Origin of the sequence: Streptomyces sp. BV286, from assembly GCF_019090165.1 — a bacterium.
In the GTDB taxonomy this organism is placed as follows: Bacteria; Actinomycetota; Actinomycetes; order Streptomycetales; family Streptomycetaceae; genus Streptomyces.
Genome location: NZ_JAHRIB010000204.1, coordinates 101110 through 115791, shown reverse-complemented (window position 1 = coordinate 115791; position 14682 = coordinate 101110). Strand labels below are relative to the sequence as shown.

Genomic DNA, 14682 nt, shown 5'->3' with positions numbered 1-14682 from the left:
GGAGGGGGCCGGGGAGCGGGCCGGGGAGCGGGCCGGGGGCCTCAGCTCTCCACGATCTCGCCGTCGCCCAGCTCCAGGACCCGGTCGGCCAGGTCCAGGAGGGCCGCGTCATGGGTGGCCACGAGCGCGGTGACCTGCTCGCTGCGGACGACCGCCCGCAGCAGCTCCATCACCCCGATGCCCGTCTCGGCGTCGAGCTGGCCGGTGGGTTCGTCGGCGATGAGGAGCGCCGGGTTGTTCGCGAGGGCGCGGGCGATGGCGACACGCTGCTGCTGACCGCCGGAGAGCTCACCGGGCCGCTGTGCCGCGTGGTCGGCGAGCCCGACCAGGGAGAGCAGCAGCTCGACGCGTTCCTCGCGTTCGCGCGGGTCGACCCGGCGCAGCCGCATGGGCACGCCCACGTTCTCGGCGGCCGTCAGGATCGGGATGAGCCCGAAGGACTGGAAGACGAAGCCGATGCGGTCCCGGCGCAGCTCCAGCAGTCCGTTCTCCCCGAGGCCGGAGAGGTCGAGCCCGTCGACGGTGATCCGCCCGTCGTCCGGCTCGTCGAGCCCGCCGACGAGGTTGAGCAGTGTGGTCTTGCCCGAGCCCGAACGCCCCTTGAGCGCGACGAGTTCACCGCGCGGAATGTCGAACGACACCCCGCGCAGCGCGTGTACGGCGGTGGTGCCGCTCCCGTACGAGCGGTGGACGTTCTCCACCCGCACCATGGTGTCCGTGACGACCTGAGTACTCATGCCCCTCCCCCGTGGACCGGGCGCCAGTATCACCGTCCGACGCCCGGACCGGCAACGGTTCAGCCGGGGTTGTCGCCGTGCGTGAGGGTCTCCCAGGCCACGAAGAGGTTGTTGCTCCCCGCGGGCCGGTTCTGTGCCGTCAGCCGCTCGGTGTTGGTCATGCCGTGGCCGAGGCGGTTGTGCAGGGCGTTGTGGCCGACCTCGGTCACCGGGCCGAGGCCGAGGTGCAGCGACCCGCCGCACAGCCAGCTCGGGGGCGCCTCGCCCAGCTGGTACCTGGCCTGGAAGCCCAGCGCGTGCCGCAGCCGCTCGCCGACGTCCGTGCCGTACAGGTCCTGGCCCTGGATGCGGCTGGTCTCGGCGATGTGCGAGATCGCGGAGAGGCCGTACCCGGTGTGGGTGAGGTCGCGGCAGGTCTCCTGGGTGAGCCCGGTGACGAAGGTGGACTGGCCCTGCCAGTAGTTGACGATCTTCTGCCTGGTGTCGAGGTTCTGGCTCGGCACGGTCTTCGGCAGGGCGCCGTCGGAGGACAGGTACACGAACGCAGCCGTACGGGTGCGGAACCTCGCCATGGCCTTGTCGTAGGAGGCCTTGTCCTCCAGGAAGACGGAGATGCCGACGGCCGCCTCCATCATCGACAGTTCCCAGTTGCCGTTGGAGTTCGAGCCGTTGATGACCTCGGGCAGGTAGACGCCGCGCAGCATGGTCGCGAAGCGACCGGAGTTCGGCCAGCCGCCGTCGTACGTGTGCTTGATGATCTCGGCGGCCTTGGGCCAGGACGAGCCCGCCCAGCCGGTCTGCAGCGGGGCGTTGCTGTTGGTGTGGTCCCGGACGGTCGCCGACCAGGCGTCCATCAGCTCGATCGCCTTCTTCGCGTGGCGGGCGTCCCGCGTGACGTACCAGGCCAGGGCCTGGGTGTACGCGGCGATCGCGTCCTCGCGCTCGTCCGTGCAGCCGTTGTTCGGGTTGGAGTACGAGCCGCACTCCACGACCGCGCGGGGCTTGGCGGTGCGTGTGAGCGAGGCGTACCTGCTCGACATCATCTGGTCGTAGGCGCTCTTCCAGGGCTGGGCGCCCGCGTTGACCTGCTGCCGGGCGAAGTCCAACTGGCCGCGGGAGACGGTGACTCCGGGGTGCGCGAAGGTGGCGGGCGCCGCCTCCGCGCGCTCCGTGGCGGGCCAGGCCAGGGCGCCGGCCAGCAGAGCCGCGACGGTGGCGAGCAGCGCGAAGCGTGATCTCCCGCGGCGGTGTGAGGGGACTGGGGGAACCGGGCTGTTCGGCATCATGGGGGCCGTCCGTTCCAGTATGTGAACGCGGAATGCCTTTATGAACACAGGCGTTGGCCGGTGACCATAGGTACAGACCAAGTTCACGTCAAGAGAAACGGCAGCCGTCGGGCGCGGAACGGCCTGCGGGCTCCGAACGGCTTCCGGAGCCCGCAGGCCGCGCATCGGGGCGGTTCAGCACCCGGAACTCCGGCGGACCGCGGTGAGACCTCGGCCGTGAGTCGTACCCCTGCCGGACTTCGACGGGTGACGGCGATCAGTTCGCCGAGGCCGGCGACGCGTCCGGCGGGGCGGCCACGACGCCCGGCGCCGCCTCGGCGACCGGGGCCGCGGCGAACAGGGCGGCCCTGTCGATGTCGCCCGGGTCCCAGTGGTCGTTGCCAGGGATGTTCGCGTGGCCGTAGTGCCCGCCCTTGCTCATCCACACCGCGCGGGGCCGGTTGGTCGCGTCGGCGCCCGAGGTCGCGATACGTCCTGCCGGAAAGGCGTCCGGAATCCTCCACGACCTGATCGCGGCCATCACAGCCCTGTAGTTGGGGCCGGGCCTCCAGGTGTCGGTGAACGGCTTGCCGGCCCGCCCGAGCACCTCGATCTGGATGCAGACCTTCCCGACGCGGTTCGTCCTCGTCGACCCGTCGTTGCGCAGCGCGCGGGCGCTGTGGTTCAGCGGGCCGAACTGGCCGAGCCGGTCGGTCACCGGGTCGTACAGCAGATGCGGTTCGGCGGCGACCCGGATCAGATGTGCCGCCACGGCACGGAACGCGTCATCGCCGGTGCCGCTCTCCGTGGTGTGCCAGACGACGCGGCCCGGAACCGTCGGATGATCCATCGCGCCTCCGATGCTCCCGTCGCCCAACCGCTGCGCCTTCTCGATCCAGTTGGTGCTCATGCCCGGGCCCCATGGTCTTCCTTGATCGGTAAGTCATGTGCGGTGCAAGGGAGTTGACCGATCCGTCCCTCTGCCACCAGACCCAGGGTGACCAGCTGTTCCGCTGCCGGGGAGCGACTCGGGCCCTTCTTCACTCGTTCGGCCCACGCTCCGGTACGCGGCGACGGTCCAGGCGTGGGGCCCGGACGCCGCCCGGCACCGATCCGCCGGAAACGACGACGGGCCGCACTCCCCGAAGGGAATGCGGCCCATCGCGCACGTGCGTGTACGCGGCCCTGTCTCCGGCTGTGGAGCTACCGGACCTCGGTGGTCTCCGGTCCGCGCTGCAGCTGCCCCATGCCGCCGGAGAAACGGGACCCGGCCTGCTCCTCCTGCTGCACACCCTCGGCGACCATCTGCGCGTCGTCCGGCAGCTTCAGGACGATCGGGTCGCGCGGGGCCATCGGGCCCTCGCCGCGGACCACCACGGTGTCCCGGAAGATCTGCTCCAGCAGACCGGCGGCCTGCGGCTGCACCGCGCCCTGGCCGGAGATCACTCCGCGCAGGAACCAGCGGGGACCGTCCACACCGATGAACCGGACGACCTGGAAGCCGCCCGTGCCGTCGGGCAGCTGCACCGGCACCTGCGCGCGCAGCTCCCAGCCCAGCGGGCCCTCGACCTCGTCGATGACACCGCCCTGCTGGGTGATGCCGGTGGCGATCTCCTCGCGCACCTCGCCCCAGATGCCCTCGCGCTTGGGAGCGGCGAAAGCCTGCAGCTGGACGGCGCTGTCCTTCAGCACCACCGTGGCCGCGACGATCGCGTCGCCCGCGACCTCCACCCGGAGCTCCATGCCGTCGACCCCGGGCACGAAGAGGCCGCCCAGGTCGACCCGGCCCTCGGCCGGATCGCGCACCTCGGCGCTGTCCCAGGGACCGTCGGGACGCGGCTCCGGCTCGAGCCTCACGCGCTCGCGCTCCGCCTCAGTGTCGACACCGTCGACGACCTGCTCGGCCTCGCCCGCCGCGTCCTCGGCGGCACTGCCCTTCTTGCGACGTCCGAACACGTCACTGTCCTTCCCGGTCGGATACGACCGAAGCGTATCGATTCCCACCCGTTGTGCCGCCCACCGCGGCATGGCCGCCGGTGGAACCGAAGCCCCCTGCGGCCCGCGCCGAGTCGGGAAGCTCCGCCACCTCCCGGAAGCGCACCTTCTCGACCTGCTGGACGACCAGTTGAGCAATCCGGTCGAAGCGCTCGAACCGCACGCACTCGCGCGGGTCGAGATTCACCACGATCACCTTGATCTCCCCACGGTACCCGGCATCAACCGTCCCCGGGGCATTCACGAGAGCCACACCGCAGCGGGCGGCCAGCCCGGAACGCGGGTGCACGAAGGCCGCGTACCCCTCGGGAAGCGCGATGCACACCCCGGTGGGGAGCACGGCACGTTCACCGGGTTCCAGTACGCGGCTCTCCGTGGTCCGCAGATCCGCGCCGGCGTCACCGGGGTGCGCGTATTCCGGAAGCGGTACGTCCGGGTCGACGCGCTTGATCAGTACGCCCACGGGGGCCGGGGACGGGGTCACGGGTTCACCTCGAAAGCGCGGGCACGGCGGACCTGGTCGGGGTCGTCCATGGCCGCCCGGATCTCCTCCTGGCGGCCGTTGTCGACGAAGTGGTCGACCTTCACCTCGATGAAGAGGGCGTCCGCGCGGACGGCTACGGGCCCGCCGGGGCCTCCGATGCGTCCCGTGGCGGACGAGTAGATCTTGCGTCCCGCCACCGCCGTGACCTCGGCCTCCAGGTACAGCACGGTGTCCACCGGCACGGGCCGTACGAAGTCGGTCTCCAGCCGCCCGGTCACGGCGATGGTGCGCAGCAGCCAGTTCAGCGAGCCGAGGGTCTCGTCGAGGGCACTCGCGAGGACTCCGCCGTGCGCGAGGCCGGGAGCACCCTGGTGCGCGGGCTGCACGGTGAACTCGGCGGTGATCCTCACCCCTTCACCCGCCCGGGCCTCCAGGTGCAGCCCGTGCGGCTGGCCGCCACCGCAGCCGAAACACTGGTCGTAGTGCGCGCCGAGCAGCTCGCCCGGGGCTGGCGCGTCGGGATGCCGTACCGGTGCCACCGCGTCGGCCGGGGGCCGCAGGGCCGAAGATGTACCACTCACAGGCGCAGACCTTACCTCCGCGTCAGCGCGCCGCACGCACCGTGGCAGGCTTGGCCGTATGCAGCCCTCCGCCTCGTCGTACGAAGAACGTCTCACCGCACCCCGCTCCTGGTGGTTCATCTCCCTCCTGGTGGGTCTGTCGATGGCCCTGATCGTGCTGCCGTTCGGCACGCTGCCCCTGCTGGGCGGGTTCGTCGGTGGCACGGCGGTGGCGGCGGTGGCGGCGAGTTCGTACGGCTCCGTACGGATCCGTGTGGTGGCCGGCTCCCTGATCGCGGGCGACGCCCGGATCCCGGTCTCCGCGCTGGGCGAGGCCCATGTCCTCGACCCCGAAGAGGCCCGCGCCTGGCGCTCCTTCAAGGCGGACGCCCGCGCCTTCATGCTCCTGCGTGCCTACATCCCCACGGCCCTGCGCGTGGAGGTCACCGACCCGACGGACCCGACCCCGTACGTGTACCTGTCGACCCGTGAGCCGGAGCGGCTGGCGGCGGCACTGGCCGCGGCACGGACGCCCGCGTAGTCCCGCCTCCGGCGGGGGCGACGGTGACAGCCCGGCCCCCGCCCTCGCATTTGTGTTCGCGTCCGACCCCCGCACGGAAACTTTCCCTGCCGCAGGTCAGAACTTTGCCCGCCGCACGACACCACGCGGCGGCGACAACGCATCACGAAGCCGCCGGACTCGCACCGGCAGCGGGCACGGTACGGGCGGAAGGCACGGTACGGGCGGGATCAGCGCCCCAGCTCTCTGGGGAGGTCACCCATGCTGAGCGGATCGGCCGGCTTCTCCAGGGGCGGCAGCGCCGGAAGTGCGTCCCAGGGCACCTGCACCTTGCGGAGGTCCTTGCGGACCCGGTCCGCGAGTTTTCTCGTGTCGCGGCGGTTCATGACCGCCCCGACGGCCGCGCCCACCATGAACGGCATCAGGTTCGGCAGGTTCCTGACCGTGCGCTTCATGATCTGCTGGCGCAGCTCGCGCTTCATGTGGCCCCCGAGGGCCGCGTTGAGCGTCGACGGTTTGGTCACGTCGATGCCGCGCTCCTCCGACCACGAGCTCAGATACGTGGTGGTGCGCTGTTTCAGGGTTCCCGGCGGCCGCAGGCCGTAGACCTCGTACAGCTCGGCGATCAGCTTCAGCTCGATCGCGGCGACGCCGGTGATCTCGGCGGCCAGCTCGGTGGGCATCGCGGGCGGTATGGGCATCATCGCGGCGGCGCCGACGCCTGCGCCCACGGTGGACGTCGCGTTGCACGCGCCCGCGACGATCTTGTCCGCGAGCTGTTCGGGTCCGAGGCCCGGGAACTGCTTCCGGAGCGCCGCGAGGTCGCGTACGGGGATCCGCGGGGCGATCTCGATGATCCGGTCGGTGACGTACGCCAGGCCCGCTCTGGCCCGGCTGCCGCCCTTACGGACGCCCTCCTTGACCCCGTGGCCGACGGCGGCCGCCCGGCGCCTGGCGACAGGCGCCTTCCGATCCGGCACCTCCAGGGCGCCGGAGGCGCCTGTCGCGTCCTCCGATTCGAGCGAGGCCGGGCGGCCCCGCTCGTCGTCTTGCAAGCCGTCCTGAGACGGACCGGCCGCTCCCCGGTCACGGAAGCGGCGCTTCCAGGGCGGGGTCGAGCCTGTCACGGCCGACCCTGCCTCAGTCGCAGTCGCGGCAGATCGGCTGGCCGTTCTTCTCCCGGGCCAGCTGGCTGCGGTGGTGGACCAGGAAGCAGCTCATGCAGGTGAACTCGTCCTGCTGCTTCGGCAGGACCCGGACGGCCAGCTCCTCGTTCGAGAGGTCCGCTCCGGGCAGTTCCAGGCCTTCGGCGGCCTCGAACTCGTCCACGTCGACCGCCGAAGTCGACTTGTCGTTCCGGCGAGCCTTCAGTTCTTCAAGGCTGTCCGAGTCGACGTCGTCGTCGGTCTTGCGTGGGGTGTCGTAATCCGTTGCCATGTCGCTCTCCCCCTCTGGGTGTCTGCAGTGTCTCAGCGCACGTAACGCGTGAGAGGCCGGACTTGTGCCCGACCTGAGGCGGAGATTTTGCCTCACATCAAGGTCTGTTACTCAATCGACACCCAACCGGACCCCTCGAGAGTGATCGGCTTGGATGGCGAACGGGACCGTACACGGTCCGAATGCCGCACTTCAAAGGCGTCTCACCGTGTACTTCCCGTGATCTCGACCCCCGAAAACCCGGATTATCCCGGCTTTCGGCAGGCGCATTGATCACGGAGGGTAGATGGCCGGAAATTCGCCCTTGTGATCGATCACACACGAGTGTGCCTTTCTCATGCCCAGAAAATTCCGCGCAAAGCGAACATCCTCGTGTGTCGGCGACATGATCTCAGATAGGTAGGGCGACTCGCATCACCAGGCCACCTCCCTCACGCGGCTCAGCGACGATGTGGCCGCCGTGGGCACGGGCCACCGACCGCGCGATCGACAGTCCCAGTCCCACGCCCTTGTCACTACCCGTCCGCTCGGTGCGCAGCCGTCGGAACGGCTCGAAAAGATTGTCGATCTCGTACGCGGGGACCACGGGCCCGGTGTTGGACACCGTCAGGACCGCCTGGCCGTGCCGCACCTCGGTGACGACCTCGACCCAGCCCCCGTCCGCCACGTTGTACCGCACGGCGTTCTGGACGAGGTTCAGGGCGATCCGTTCCAGCAGGACCCCGTTTCCCTGCACGACCGCGGCGGCCTGCTCTCCGCGGATCTCCACGCCCTTGACGTCCGCCTCGCCCCGCACCTGGTCGACCGCCTGCGAGGCGACCTCGGCGAGGTCGACCGGCTTGCGCTCGATGATCTGGTTGTCGCTGCGGGCGAGCAGGAGCAGACCCTCGACGAGCTGCTCGCTGCGCTCGTTCGTGGCGAGCAGGGTCTTGCCGAGTTGCTGCAGCTCCGTGGGGGCGCCCGGATCGGACAGGTGCACCTCCAGGAGCGTGCGGTTGATCGCGAGAGGCGTCCGCAGTTCGTGCGAGGCGTTGCCGACGAATCTCTGCTGGGCCGTGAAGGCCCGCTGCAGCCGCTCCAGCATGTCGTCGAAGGTGTCGGCCAGCTCCTTGAGCTCGTCGTCGGGACCGTCCAGCTCGATCCGCCGGGACAGATCTGAGCCCGCCACCGCGCGAGCGGTACGGGTGATGCGGCCCAGCGGCGCGAGAACCCGCCCGGCCATCGCGTAACCGAAGGCGAAAGCGATCACGGCGAGACCGAGGAGAGCGAGGAGCGAGCGGCTGAGCAGATTGTCCAGGGCGTGCTGCCGCTGCTCGTTGACGCAGGCGTTCATCGCGTCGTTGAGTTCGGTCGCCGACGGCTTGGACGGGAAATTGCAGGTGGGGCTGGTCACCCCGCCGGAGATGATCCGGAAGGGCAGATCACTGCCCACGTTCAGAGCCTGGGCGGCGAGCAGATAGATGATCGAGAGCAGCAGAATGCCGGCGATCAGGAACATCCCGCCGTACAGCAGCGTGAGCCGTATCCGGATGGTGGGCCGCAGCCAGGGCAGGGGAGGCTGGGGCTTGCGCGGGTCCCAGGTCGGTTTCGGAGGCGCCGTCGGCGGCGCGGGCGTCGTGGCCACCACGATCAGATCCGGTAGCCGGAGCCGGGCACGGTGACGATCACCGGCGGCTCGCCGAGCTTGCGGCGCAGGGTCATCACCGTGACGCGCACGACGTTGGTGAACGGGTCGGTGTTCTCGTCCCATGCCTTCTCCAGCAGCTGCTCGGCGGAGACGACCGCACCCTCGCTGCGCAACAGCACCTCCAGGACGGCGAACTCCTTGGGCGCGAGCTGGACCTCCTTGCCGTCGCGGAAGACCTCACGGCGGTTGGGGTCGAGCTTGATCCCGGCTCGCTCGAGGACGGGCGGCAGCGGCATGCTCGTACGCCGGCCGAGGGCACGCACGCGTGCCGTCAGTTCACTGAACGCGAAGGGCTTGGGGAGGTAGTCGTCGGCGCCGATCTCCAGACCCTCGACCCGGTCGCTGACGTCTCCGGAGGCCGTGAGCATCAGCACGCGGGTGGGCATGCCCAGCTCGACGATCTTGCGGCAGACGTCGTCGCCGTGCACCAGGGGGAGGTCGCGGTCGAGGACCACCACGTCGTAGTCGTTGACGCCGATGCGCTCCAGGGCGGCCGCGCCGTCGTACACGACGTCGACGGCCATGGCCTCCCGGCGCAGTCCGGTGGCCACCGCATCGGCGAGCAGCTGCTCGTCCTCGACGACGAGTACGCGCACGTCGCTTGTCCTTCCTCTGTCCGCCCGCGCGGCGCCTTTTCGGCGCACACGGGCAGGGTCTGCCGCTGGTTGGCCTCCATCCTGCCCTTTTCGGCCATAAGTCGGCTGTAAGGCGGGTGCGGGGGCCGGGAATGCCAGATTTTCTCGTGCGGTTGAGGTTTCCGTGGAAGGGAGCGGGGGGAGGACGGCTTTACACCCCGCGATCACGCTCTGCTTGTGCCGCACCACCATGCGGTATGTCATGGTCCGCTTCCGCAGGGCGGGCGTGGGTGTCCGGCACCGTCGCCGCCCAGCGGGGCTGCGCTGGGCACCTTGGAGACGTGATCGCCCCTCCCGATCGGCACACCCCCGTGCCACCGACCCACGACCCAGGACGAGGGGGCGCAGCATGGACGCTTTCACCGCAGGACTTCTGCAGCGCATAAGGGCGACCGAGACCGACCTGACGATGGCTCGCGAGACCGGCGACGACTTCCTCGCCGAGGTCGAGCAGGCCGAGCTCGACGACCTGCACCGCCTTGCCGCCGAGCACGGGGTTCAGGTCGGCGTGTCACACGTCTGATCCAGCTCGTCACGACAGCGGGGCCCCGGCGGATCCAGTCCGGGGTCCCGCTTCGTCGTTGCCACCCGGGATGCCCCGGACGACGGCGTACGCGCTGTCCGTCGCGTGGCGTACGCACTGTGGGTGGGAGCCGGTCGCGCGCTGTCAGTCGTGCCAGGCGCCCAGTTCTTCGAGGCGGGACTGGAGCGGCTCGAAGAGGCCGGGCGGGGCCGCGATCGTCAGGTCCGTCGAGCAGGGCTGTCCTGGGCGCCCACCGGTCAGCGCGCCCGCCTCCCGGGCGATCAGGTCGCCGGCGGCGTAGTCCCAGGGGTTCAGCCCGCGCTCGTAGTAGGCGTCCAGGCGGCCCGTCGCCACGTCGCACAGGTCGATCGCGGCCGAGCCGCCCCGGCGGATGTCCCGGACCTGGGGAATCAGGTGCCCGACGACCTCCGCCTGGCGGGCCCTGCGGTCCGCGAGATAGCCGAAGCCGGTGCCGACGAGCGCCAGCCCGAAGTCGGGAGCGGGCCGCACGCGCGCGGGACGGTCGTTCAGGAAGGCACCCTCGCCCAGGACTGCCCGGCAGGTCTCCGCGCGCATCGGGGCGTGCACGACTCCGACGAGCGTCTCACCGTCCTTGCGGGCCGCGATGGACACCGCCCAGCTGGGCAGCCCGTACAGGTAGTTCACGGTCCCGTCGATCGGGTCGATCACCCACTGGACACCGCTGGTGCCCTCGATGTCGGCGCCCTCCTCGCCGAGTACACCGTCGTCGGGCCTGCGGTCGGCCAGCAGAGCGGTGATCATCTTCTCGGAGGCGATGTCCATCTCGGTGACGACGTCGACGGCACTGGACTTGGTCGCGGCCACACCCAGGTCGTCGGGGCGGCCGTCCCGCAGGAAGGCGCCGGCCCGACGGGCCGCGTCGAGCGCGATCTCCAGGAGCTCGGCCTTCAACTCGTCGTCCGCTGTGGCGGTCACGGGGCTCCTCATCACGCGTACGGGCTGTCGGCGCCCGCGGCGGCGGGCTTGGGTGCGCGGGCCGGGCAGCAGCCCACCGGGCAGAGGTGGTGGCTGGGGCCCAGGGCGCCGAGGGCGCAGGGCGTCACGTCCCTGCCGCTCTCGGTGGCGGCCCGCTCCAGGACGAGGTCGCGGATCGCGGCGGCGAACCGCGGGTCGGCGCCCACGGTGGCCGACCGGCGCACCGGCAGTCCCAGCTCCCCGGCCTTGGCCGTGGCCTCCGTGTCGAGGTCGTACAGGACCTCCATGTGGTCCGAGACGAACCCGATGGGTGCCATGACGACGGCCGGGACGCCGGCGCCGTGCAGCTCCTCCAGGTGGTCGCAGATGTCCGGCTCCAGCCACGGGATGTGCGGGGCTCCCGAACGCGACTGGTAGACGAGCTGCCAGGGATGGTCGGTCCCGGTCCGCTCACGCACGGCGTCGGCGACGAGCCGGGCGACGTCCAGGTGCTGCTTCACGTACGCCCCGCCGTCGCCGTGCGCCTCGACGGGTCCGGAGGTGTCCGCCGAGGCGTCCGGGATCGAGTGCGTCGTGAAGGCGAGGTGCGCGCCCGCGCGGACGTCCTCGGGGAGCTCGGCGAGGGACTTCAGGACGCCCTCGACCATCGGCTCCAGGAAGCCCGGGTGGTTGAAGTAGTGCCGGAGCTTGTCGACGCGCGGCAGCTCCAGGCCCTCGCCCTCCAGGGTCGCCAGGGCCCCGGCGAGGTCCTCGCGGTACTGCCGGCAGCCCGAGTACGAGGCGTACGCGCTCGTGGCGAGGACCAGGACGCGACGGCGGCCGTCGGCGGCCATCTCGCGCAGGGTGTCGGTGAGGTACGGGCCCCAGTTGCGGTTGCCCCAGTACACGGGCAGGTCCAGGCCGTGGTCCGCGAAGTCCTTGCGGAGGGCGTCCAGCAGGGCGCGGTTCTGGTCGTTGATCGGGCTGACCCCGCCGAACAGGAAGTAGTGCTGTCCGACTTCCTTGAGGCGTTCCTTGGGGATGCCCCGACCCCGCGTCACGTTCTCCAGGAACGGGACCACGTCGTCGGGGCCCTCGGGGCCGCCGAACGAGAGCAGGAGCAGGGCGTCGTAGGGGGTGGCATCGAGCGCGTCTCGCATGCCTCGATCCTGCCATCCGCCGCTGACAGCCGGGCGACGGCGGGGGCCGTACGGCAGACGGACAGCGGGCGGACAGCGCAGGGACACGGTGACCGAGGAAATACGCATATGCGTTAGGGTCACCTGACTCGTAAGCTGTATCGGCCAGATTCACGCCTTACCGGACCGTCACCGGAGACCACCCGTGCCCAGCCCCTACCGCGCCCTGTTCGCAGCTCCAGGCTCGAAGGGCTTCACCACCGCGGGCCTCCTCGGTCGGATGCCGCTGTCGATGATGGGCATCGGCGTGGTCACGATGATCTCCCAGGTCACCGGACGGTACGGGCTCGCGGGCGCGCTCTCGGCGACGATGGCGCTGGCCGCGGCGGCGCTCGGTCCGCAGGTGTCCCGGCTGGTCGACCGGTACGGGCAACGGCGGGTGCTGCGGCCCGCCACGATGTGCGCGCTCGCCGCGTCCGCCGGACTCCTGCTGACGGTCCGCTTCGAGGGACCGGACTGGGTGCTGTTCGTCTGCTCGGCGGGCATCGGCTGCGTACCGAGCGTCGGCGCGATGACCAGGGCTCGCTGGGCGCTGCTCTACCGGGGCAGGCCCGAGCTCCACACCGCGTACGCCTTCGAGTCCGTCGTCGACGAGATCTGTTTCATCTTCGGGCCGATCATCTCCATCGGCCTGTCCACCGTGTGGTTCCCGGAGGCGGGGCCGCTGCTCGCGGCCTGTTTCCTGGCGGCCGGTGTCTTCTGGCTGACGTCCCAGCGCGCCACCGAGCCCCCGCCGCATCCGCGTGAGCACCACACGGGAGGCTCGGCCCTGCGCTCGGCCGGACTGCAGGTCCTGGTGGCCACGTTCGTGGCGACCGGCGCGATCTTCGGCGCGGTCGACGTGGTCACCGTGGCCTTCGCCGACGAGGAAGGGCACAAGGGAGCCGCGAGCGTCGTCCTCGCCGTGTACGCGGCGGGGTCCTGCGCGGCGGGGGCGGTCTTCGGGCTGCTGCGCTTCGCCGGGGCGCCCGCCCGCAGGTGGGTGCTGGGCATATGCGCCATGGCCGTGAGTATGATCCCCCTCCTACTGGTCGGAAACTTGCCGTTCCTGGCCGTGGCGCTGTTCGTTGCGGGCCTGTCCATCGCGCCGACGATGATCACGACGATGGCCCTCGTCGAACTGCACGTACCACGCGCGAAACTGACCGAGGGCATGACCTGGGTGAGCACCGGGCTCGCGGTCGGGGTCGCGCTCGGTTCCTCCCTGTCCGGCTGGGTGATCGACACGGCCGGGGCGCGGGCCGGGTACGGGGTTCCGGTCGCGGCCGGGGCCGTCGCGGTCGCGGTGGGTTTTCTGGGGTATCGCCGGCTGAGCAGGCCGGTTCCGCAGCGGGGAGGGACCCATGAGGAGCACAGTGAGCGGGAAGAGCGGCACCTGGCGTAACTGGGCGGGGAACGTCACCGCCCGGCCTGCGCGGGAGGTCACTCCGGCTTCCGTGGAGGAACTCTCCGCCGCCGTGCGCGAGGCCGCGGAGGACGGGCTCAGGGTCAAGGCCGTGGGCGCCGGCCACTCCTTCACCGCGGCCGCCGCGACCGACGGCGTGCTGATCCGTCCTCAGCTGCTGACCGGCATCCGCCGGATCGACCGCGAGGCGGGCACCGTCACGGTGGAGGCCGGCACGCCCCTCAAGCGCCTCAACCTGGCCCTGGCCCGGGAGGGGCTGTCGCTCACGAACATGGGCGACATCATGGAGCAGACGGTGTCCGGCGCGACCAGCACGGGCACGCACGGCACCGGCCGCGACTCCGCCTCGATCGCCGCCCAGATCAAGGGCCTTGAACTGGTGACCGCCGACGGCTCGGTCCTCACCTGCTCCGAGAAGGAGAACCCCGAGGTCTTCGCGGCCGCCCGGGTCGGAATAGGCGCCCTGGGCGTCATCACCGCGATCACGTTCTCCGTGGAGCCCGTCTTCCTGCTCACCGCCCGTGAGGAGCCGATGAGTTTCGACGAGGTGACGCGCTCCTTCGACGAACTGTTCACGGAGAACGAGCACTTCGAGTTCTACTGGTTCCCGCACACCGGCAACTGCAGCACCAAGCGCAACAACCGCAGCGCTGGCCCGGAGAACCCGGTCGGCACCGTCCGCGGTCTCTTCGAGGACGAGTTCCTCTCCAACGGCGTCTTCCACGCGGCCAACTACGTGGGCCGGGCCGTGCCCGCCACGATCCCCTCGATCGCGAGGATCTCCAGCCGCGCACTCTCCGCACGCACCTACACCGACATTCCCTACAAGGTCTTCACTTCCCCACGCCGGGTGAAGTTCACGGAGATGGAATACGCCGTTCCGCGCGCCGCCCTGGTCGAGACGCTGCGCGAACTGAAGGCCATGATCGACCGTTCGCCGCTGCGCATCAGCTTCCCGGTGGAGGTGCGCACGGCCCCCGCGGACGACATCACGCTCTCCACCGCGTCCGGCCGGGAGAGCGCGTACATCGCGGTCCACATGTTCCGGGGCACGCCGTACCAGGCGTACTTCAGCGCCGCCGAGCGCATCTTCACCGCGCACGAGGGGCGGCCGCACTGGGGCAAGGTGCACACCCGCGACGCGGAGTACTTCGCCGGCGTCTATCCGCGGTTCGGCGAGTTCACCGAACTGCGGGACCGGCTCGACCCGGAACGGCGGTTCGGGAACGACTACTTGCGCCGGATCCTGGGCGAGTAGCCGTTCGCTCCGACCGGTTGCCCGAGCACAGGACATGCGGG

Annotated in this window: 16 protein-coding genes; 4 read left to right on the top strand and 12 right to left on the bottom strand. The window is 70.7% G+C overall.

Annotation, left to right across the window (positions count from 1 at the left end):
• Positions 1-41: 41 nt before the first annotated feature.
• From KUF83_RS38260 to KUF83_RS38235, 6 genes are all read right to left on the bottom strand, one after another.
• On the bottom strand, positions 42-737 hold the full coding sequence (locus KUF83_RS38260; RefSeq protein ID WP_217459654.1) for an ABC transporter ATP-binding protein: 696 nt from the start codon (positions 735-737) through the stop codon (positions 42-44).
• 59 nt (positions 738-796) lie between these two features.
• A complete protein-coding gene (locus KUF83_RS38255) occupies positions 797-2023 on the bottom strand; it encodes an alginate lyase family protein (RefSeq protein ID WP_374106241.1) in 1227 nt (408 codons plus the stop codon).
• A 256-nt stretch (positions 2024-2279) separates the two neighbouring features.
• Positions 2280-2912 (bottom strand): hypothetical protein, encoded by a 633-nt coding sequence (locus tag KUF83_RS38250; RefSeq protein ID WP_217459653.1) that lies wholly within the window; start codon positions 2910-2912, stop codon positions 2280-2282.
• Positions 2913-3205: 293 nt separating this feature from the next.
• Positions 3206-3958 carry a DUF3710 domain-containing protein gene (locus tag KUF83_RS38245; protein ID WP_217459652.1) on the bottom strand — a complete coding sequence of 251 codons (753 nt, stop codon included), beginning with the start codon at positions 3956-3958 and terminating at the stop codon, positions 3206-3208.
• Position 3959: 1 nt separating this feature from the next.
• Entirely contained in the window at positions 3960-4481 is a 522-nt protein-coding gene (dut, locus tag KUF83_RS38240; RefSeq protein WP_217459651.1) for a dUTP diphosphatase, read from the bottom strand.
• Positions 4478-5062: a PaaI family thioesterase gene (locus KUF83_RS38235; RefSeq protein WP_217459650.1), complete on the bottom strand. Its 585-nt coding sequence runs from the start codon at positions 5060-5062 to the stop codon at positions 4478-4480. The genes dut and KUF83_RS38235 overlap by 4 nt, the downstream gene beginning before the upstream one ends.
• 58 nt (positions 5063-5120) lie before the next feature.
• On the opposite strand from KUF83_RS38235, the gene KUF83_RS38230 reads away from it, so the two are divergent.
• Positions 5121-5582 (top strand): DUF3093 domain-containing protein, encoded by a 462-nt coding sequence (locus KUF83_RS38230; protein WP_217459649.1) that lies wholly within the window; start codon positions 5121-5123, stop codon positions 5580-5582.
• A gap of 209 nt (positions 5583-5791) precedes the next feature.
• Here the strand turns inward: KUF83_RS38230 and KUF83_RS38225 are convergent, their stop codons facing one another.
• The 4 genes from KUF83_RS38225 to KUF83_RS38210 form a co-directional block, all read right to left on the bottom strand.
• Positions 5792-6688, bottom strand: a complete 897-nt coding sequence (locus tag KUF83_RS38225; RefSeq protein WP_217459648.1) for an EcsC family protein — start codon at positions 6686-6688, stop codon at positions 5792-5794.
• A gap of 13 nt (positions 6689-6701) precedes the next feature.
• Entirely contained in the window at positions 6702-6998 is a 297-nt protein-coding gene (locus KUF83_RS38220; protein WP_005481602.1) for a DUF4193 domain-containing protein, read from the bottom strand.
• Positions 6999-7389: 391 nt separating this feature from the next.
• Positions 7390-8622, bottom strand: coding sequence for a HAMP domain-containing sensor histidine kinase (locus KUF83_RS38215; protein WP_217459672.1), 1233 nt, complete (start codon positions 8620-8622; stop codon positions 7390-7392).
• 5 nt (positions 8623-8627) lie between these two features.
• A complete protein-coding gene (locus KUF83_RS38210) occupies positions 8628-9281 on the bottom strand; it encodes a response regulator transcription factor (RefSeq protein ID WP_055615445.1) in 654 nt (217 codons plus the stop codon).
• A 388-nt stretch (positions 9282-9669) separates the two neighbouring features.
• Between KUF83_RS38210 and KUF83_RS38205 the strand changes: the two genes are divergently transcribed.
• The gene (locus tag KUF83_RS38205; RefSeq protein ID WP_217459647.1) at positions 9670-9843 is read left to right on the top strand and encodes a hypothetical protein; all 174 of its coding nucleotides are present in this window, start codon (positions 9670-9672) and stop codon (positions 9841-9843) included.
• Between the two features lie 144 nt (positions 9844-9987).
• Here the strand turns inward: KUF83_RS38205 and KUF83_RS38200 are convergent, their stop codons facing one another.
• Both KUF83_RS38200 and KUF83_RS38195 read right to left on the bottom strand, forming a co-directional pair.
• A complete protein-coding gene (locus KUF83_RS38200; RefSeq protein WP_217459646.1) occupies positions 9988-10812 on the bottom strand; it encodes an inositol monophosphatase family protein in 825 nt (274 codons plus the stop codon).
• Entirely contained in the window at positions 10812-11939 is a 1128-nt protein-coding gene (locus KUF83_RS38195; RefSeq protein ID WP_217459645.1) for a ferrochelatase, read from the bottom strand. The genes KUF83_RS38200 and KUF83_RS38195 overlap by 1 nt, the downstream gene beginning before the upstream one ends.
• 184 nt (positions 11940-12123) lie before the next feature.
• On the opposite strand from KUF83_RS38195, the gene KUF83_RS38190 reads away from it, so the two are divergent.
• Complete coding sequence (locus tag KUF83_RS38190; RefSeq protein ID WP_217459644.1) at positions 12124-13362, top strand: MFS transporter; 1239 nt, start codon at positions 12124-12126, stop codon at positions 13360-13362.
• Entirely contained in the window at positions 13322-14641 is a 1320-nt protein-coding gene (locus tag KUF83_RS38185) for a D-arabinono-1,4-lactone oxidase (RefSeq protein ID WP_217459643.1), read from the top strand. The genes KUF83_RS38190 and KUF83_RS38185 overlap by 41 nt, the downstream gene beginning before the upstream one ends.
• The last annotated feature ends 41 nt before the right edge of the window (positions 14642-14682 follow it).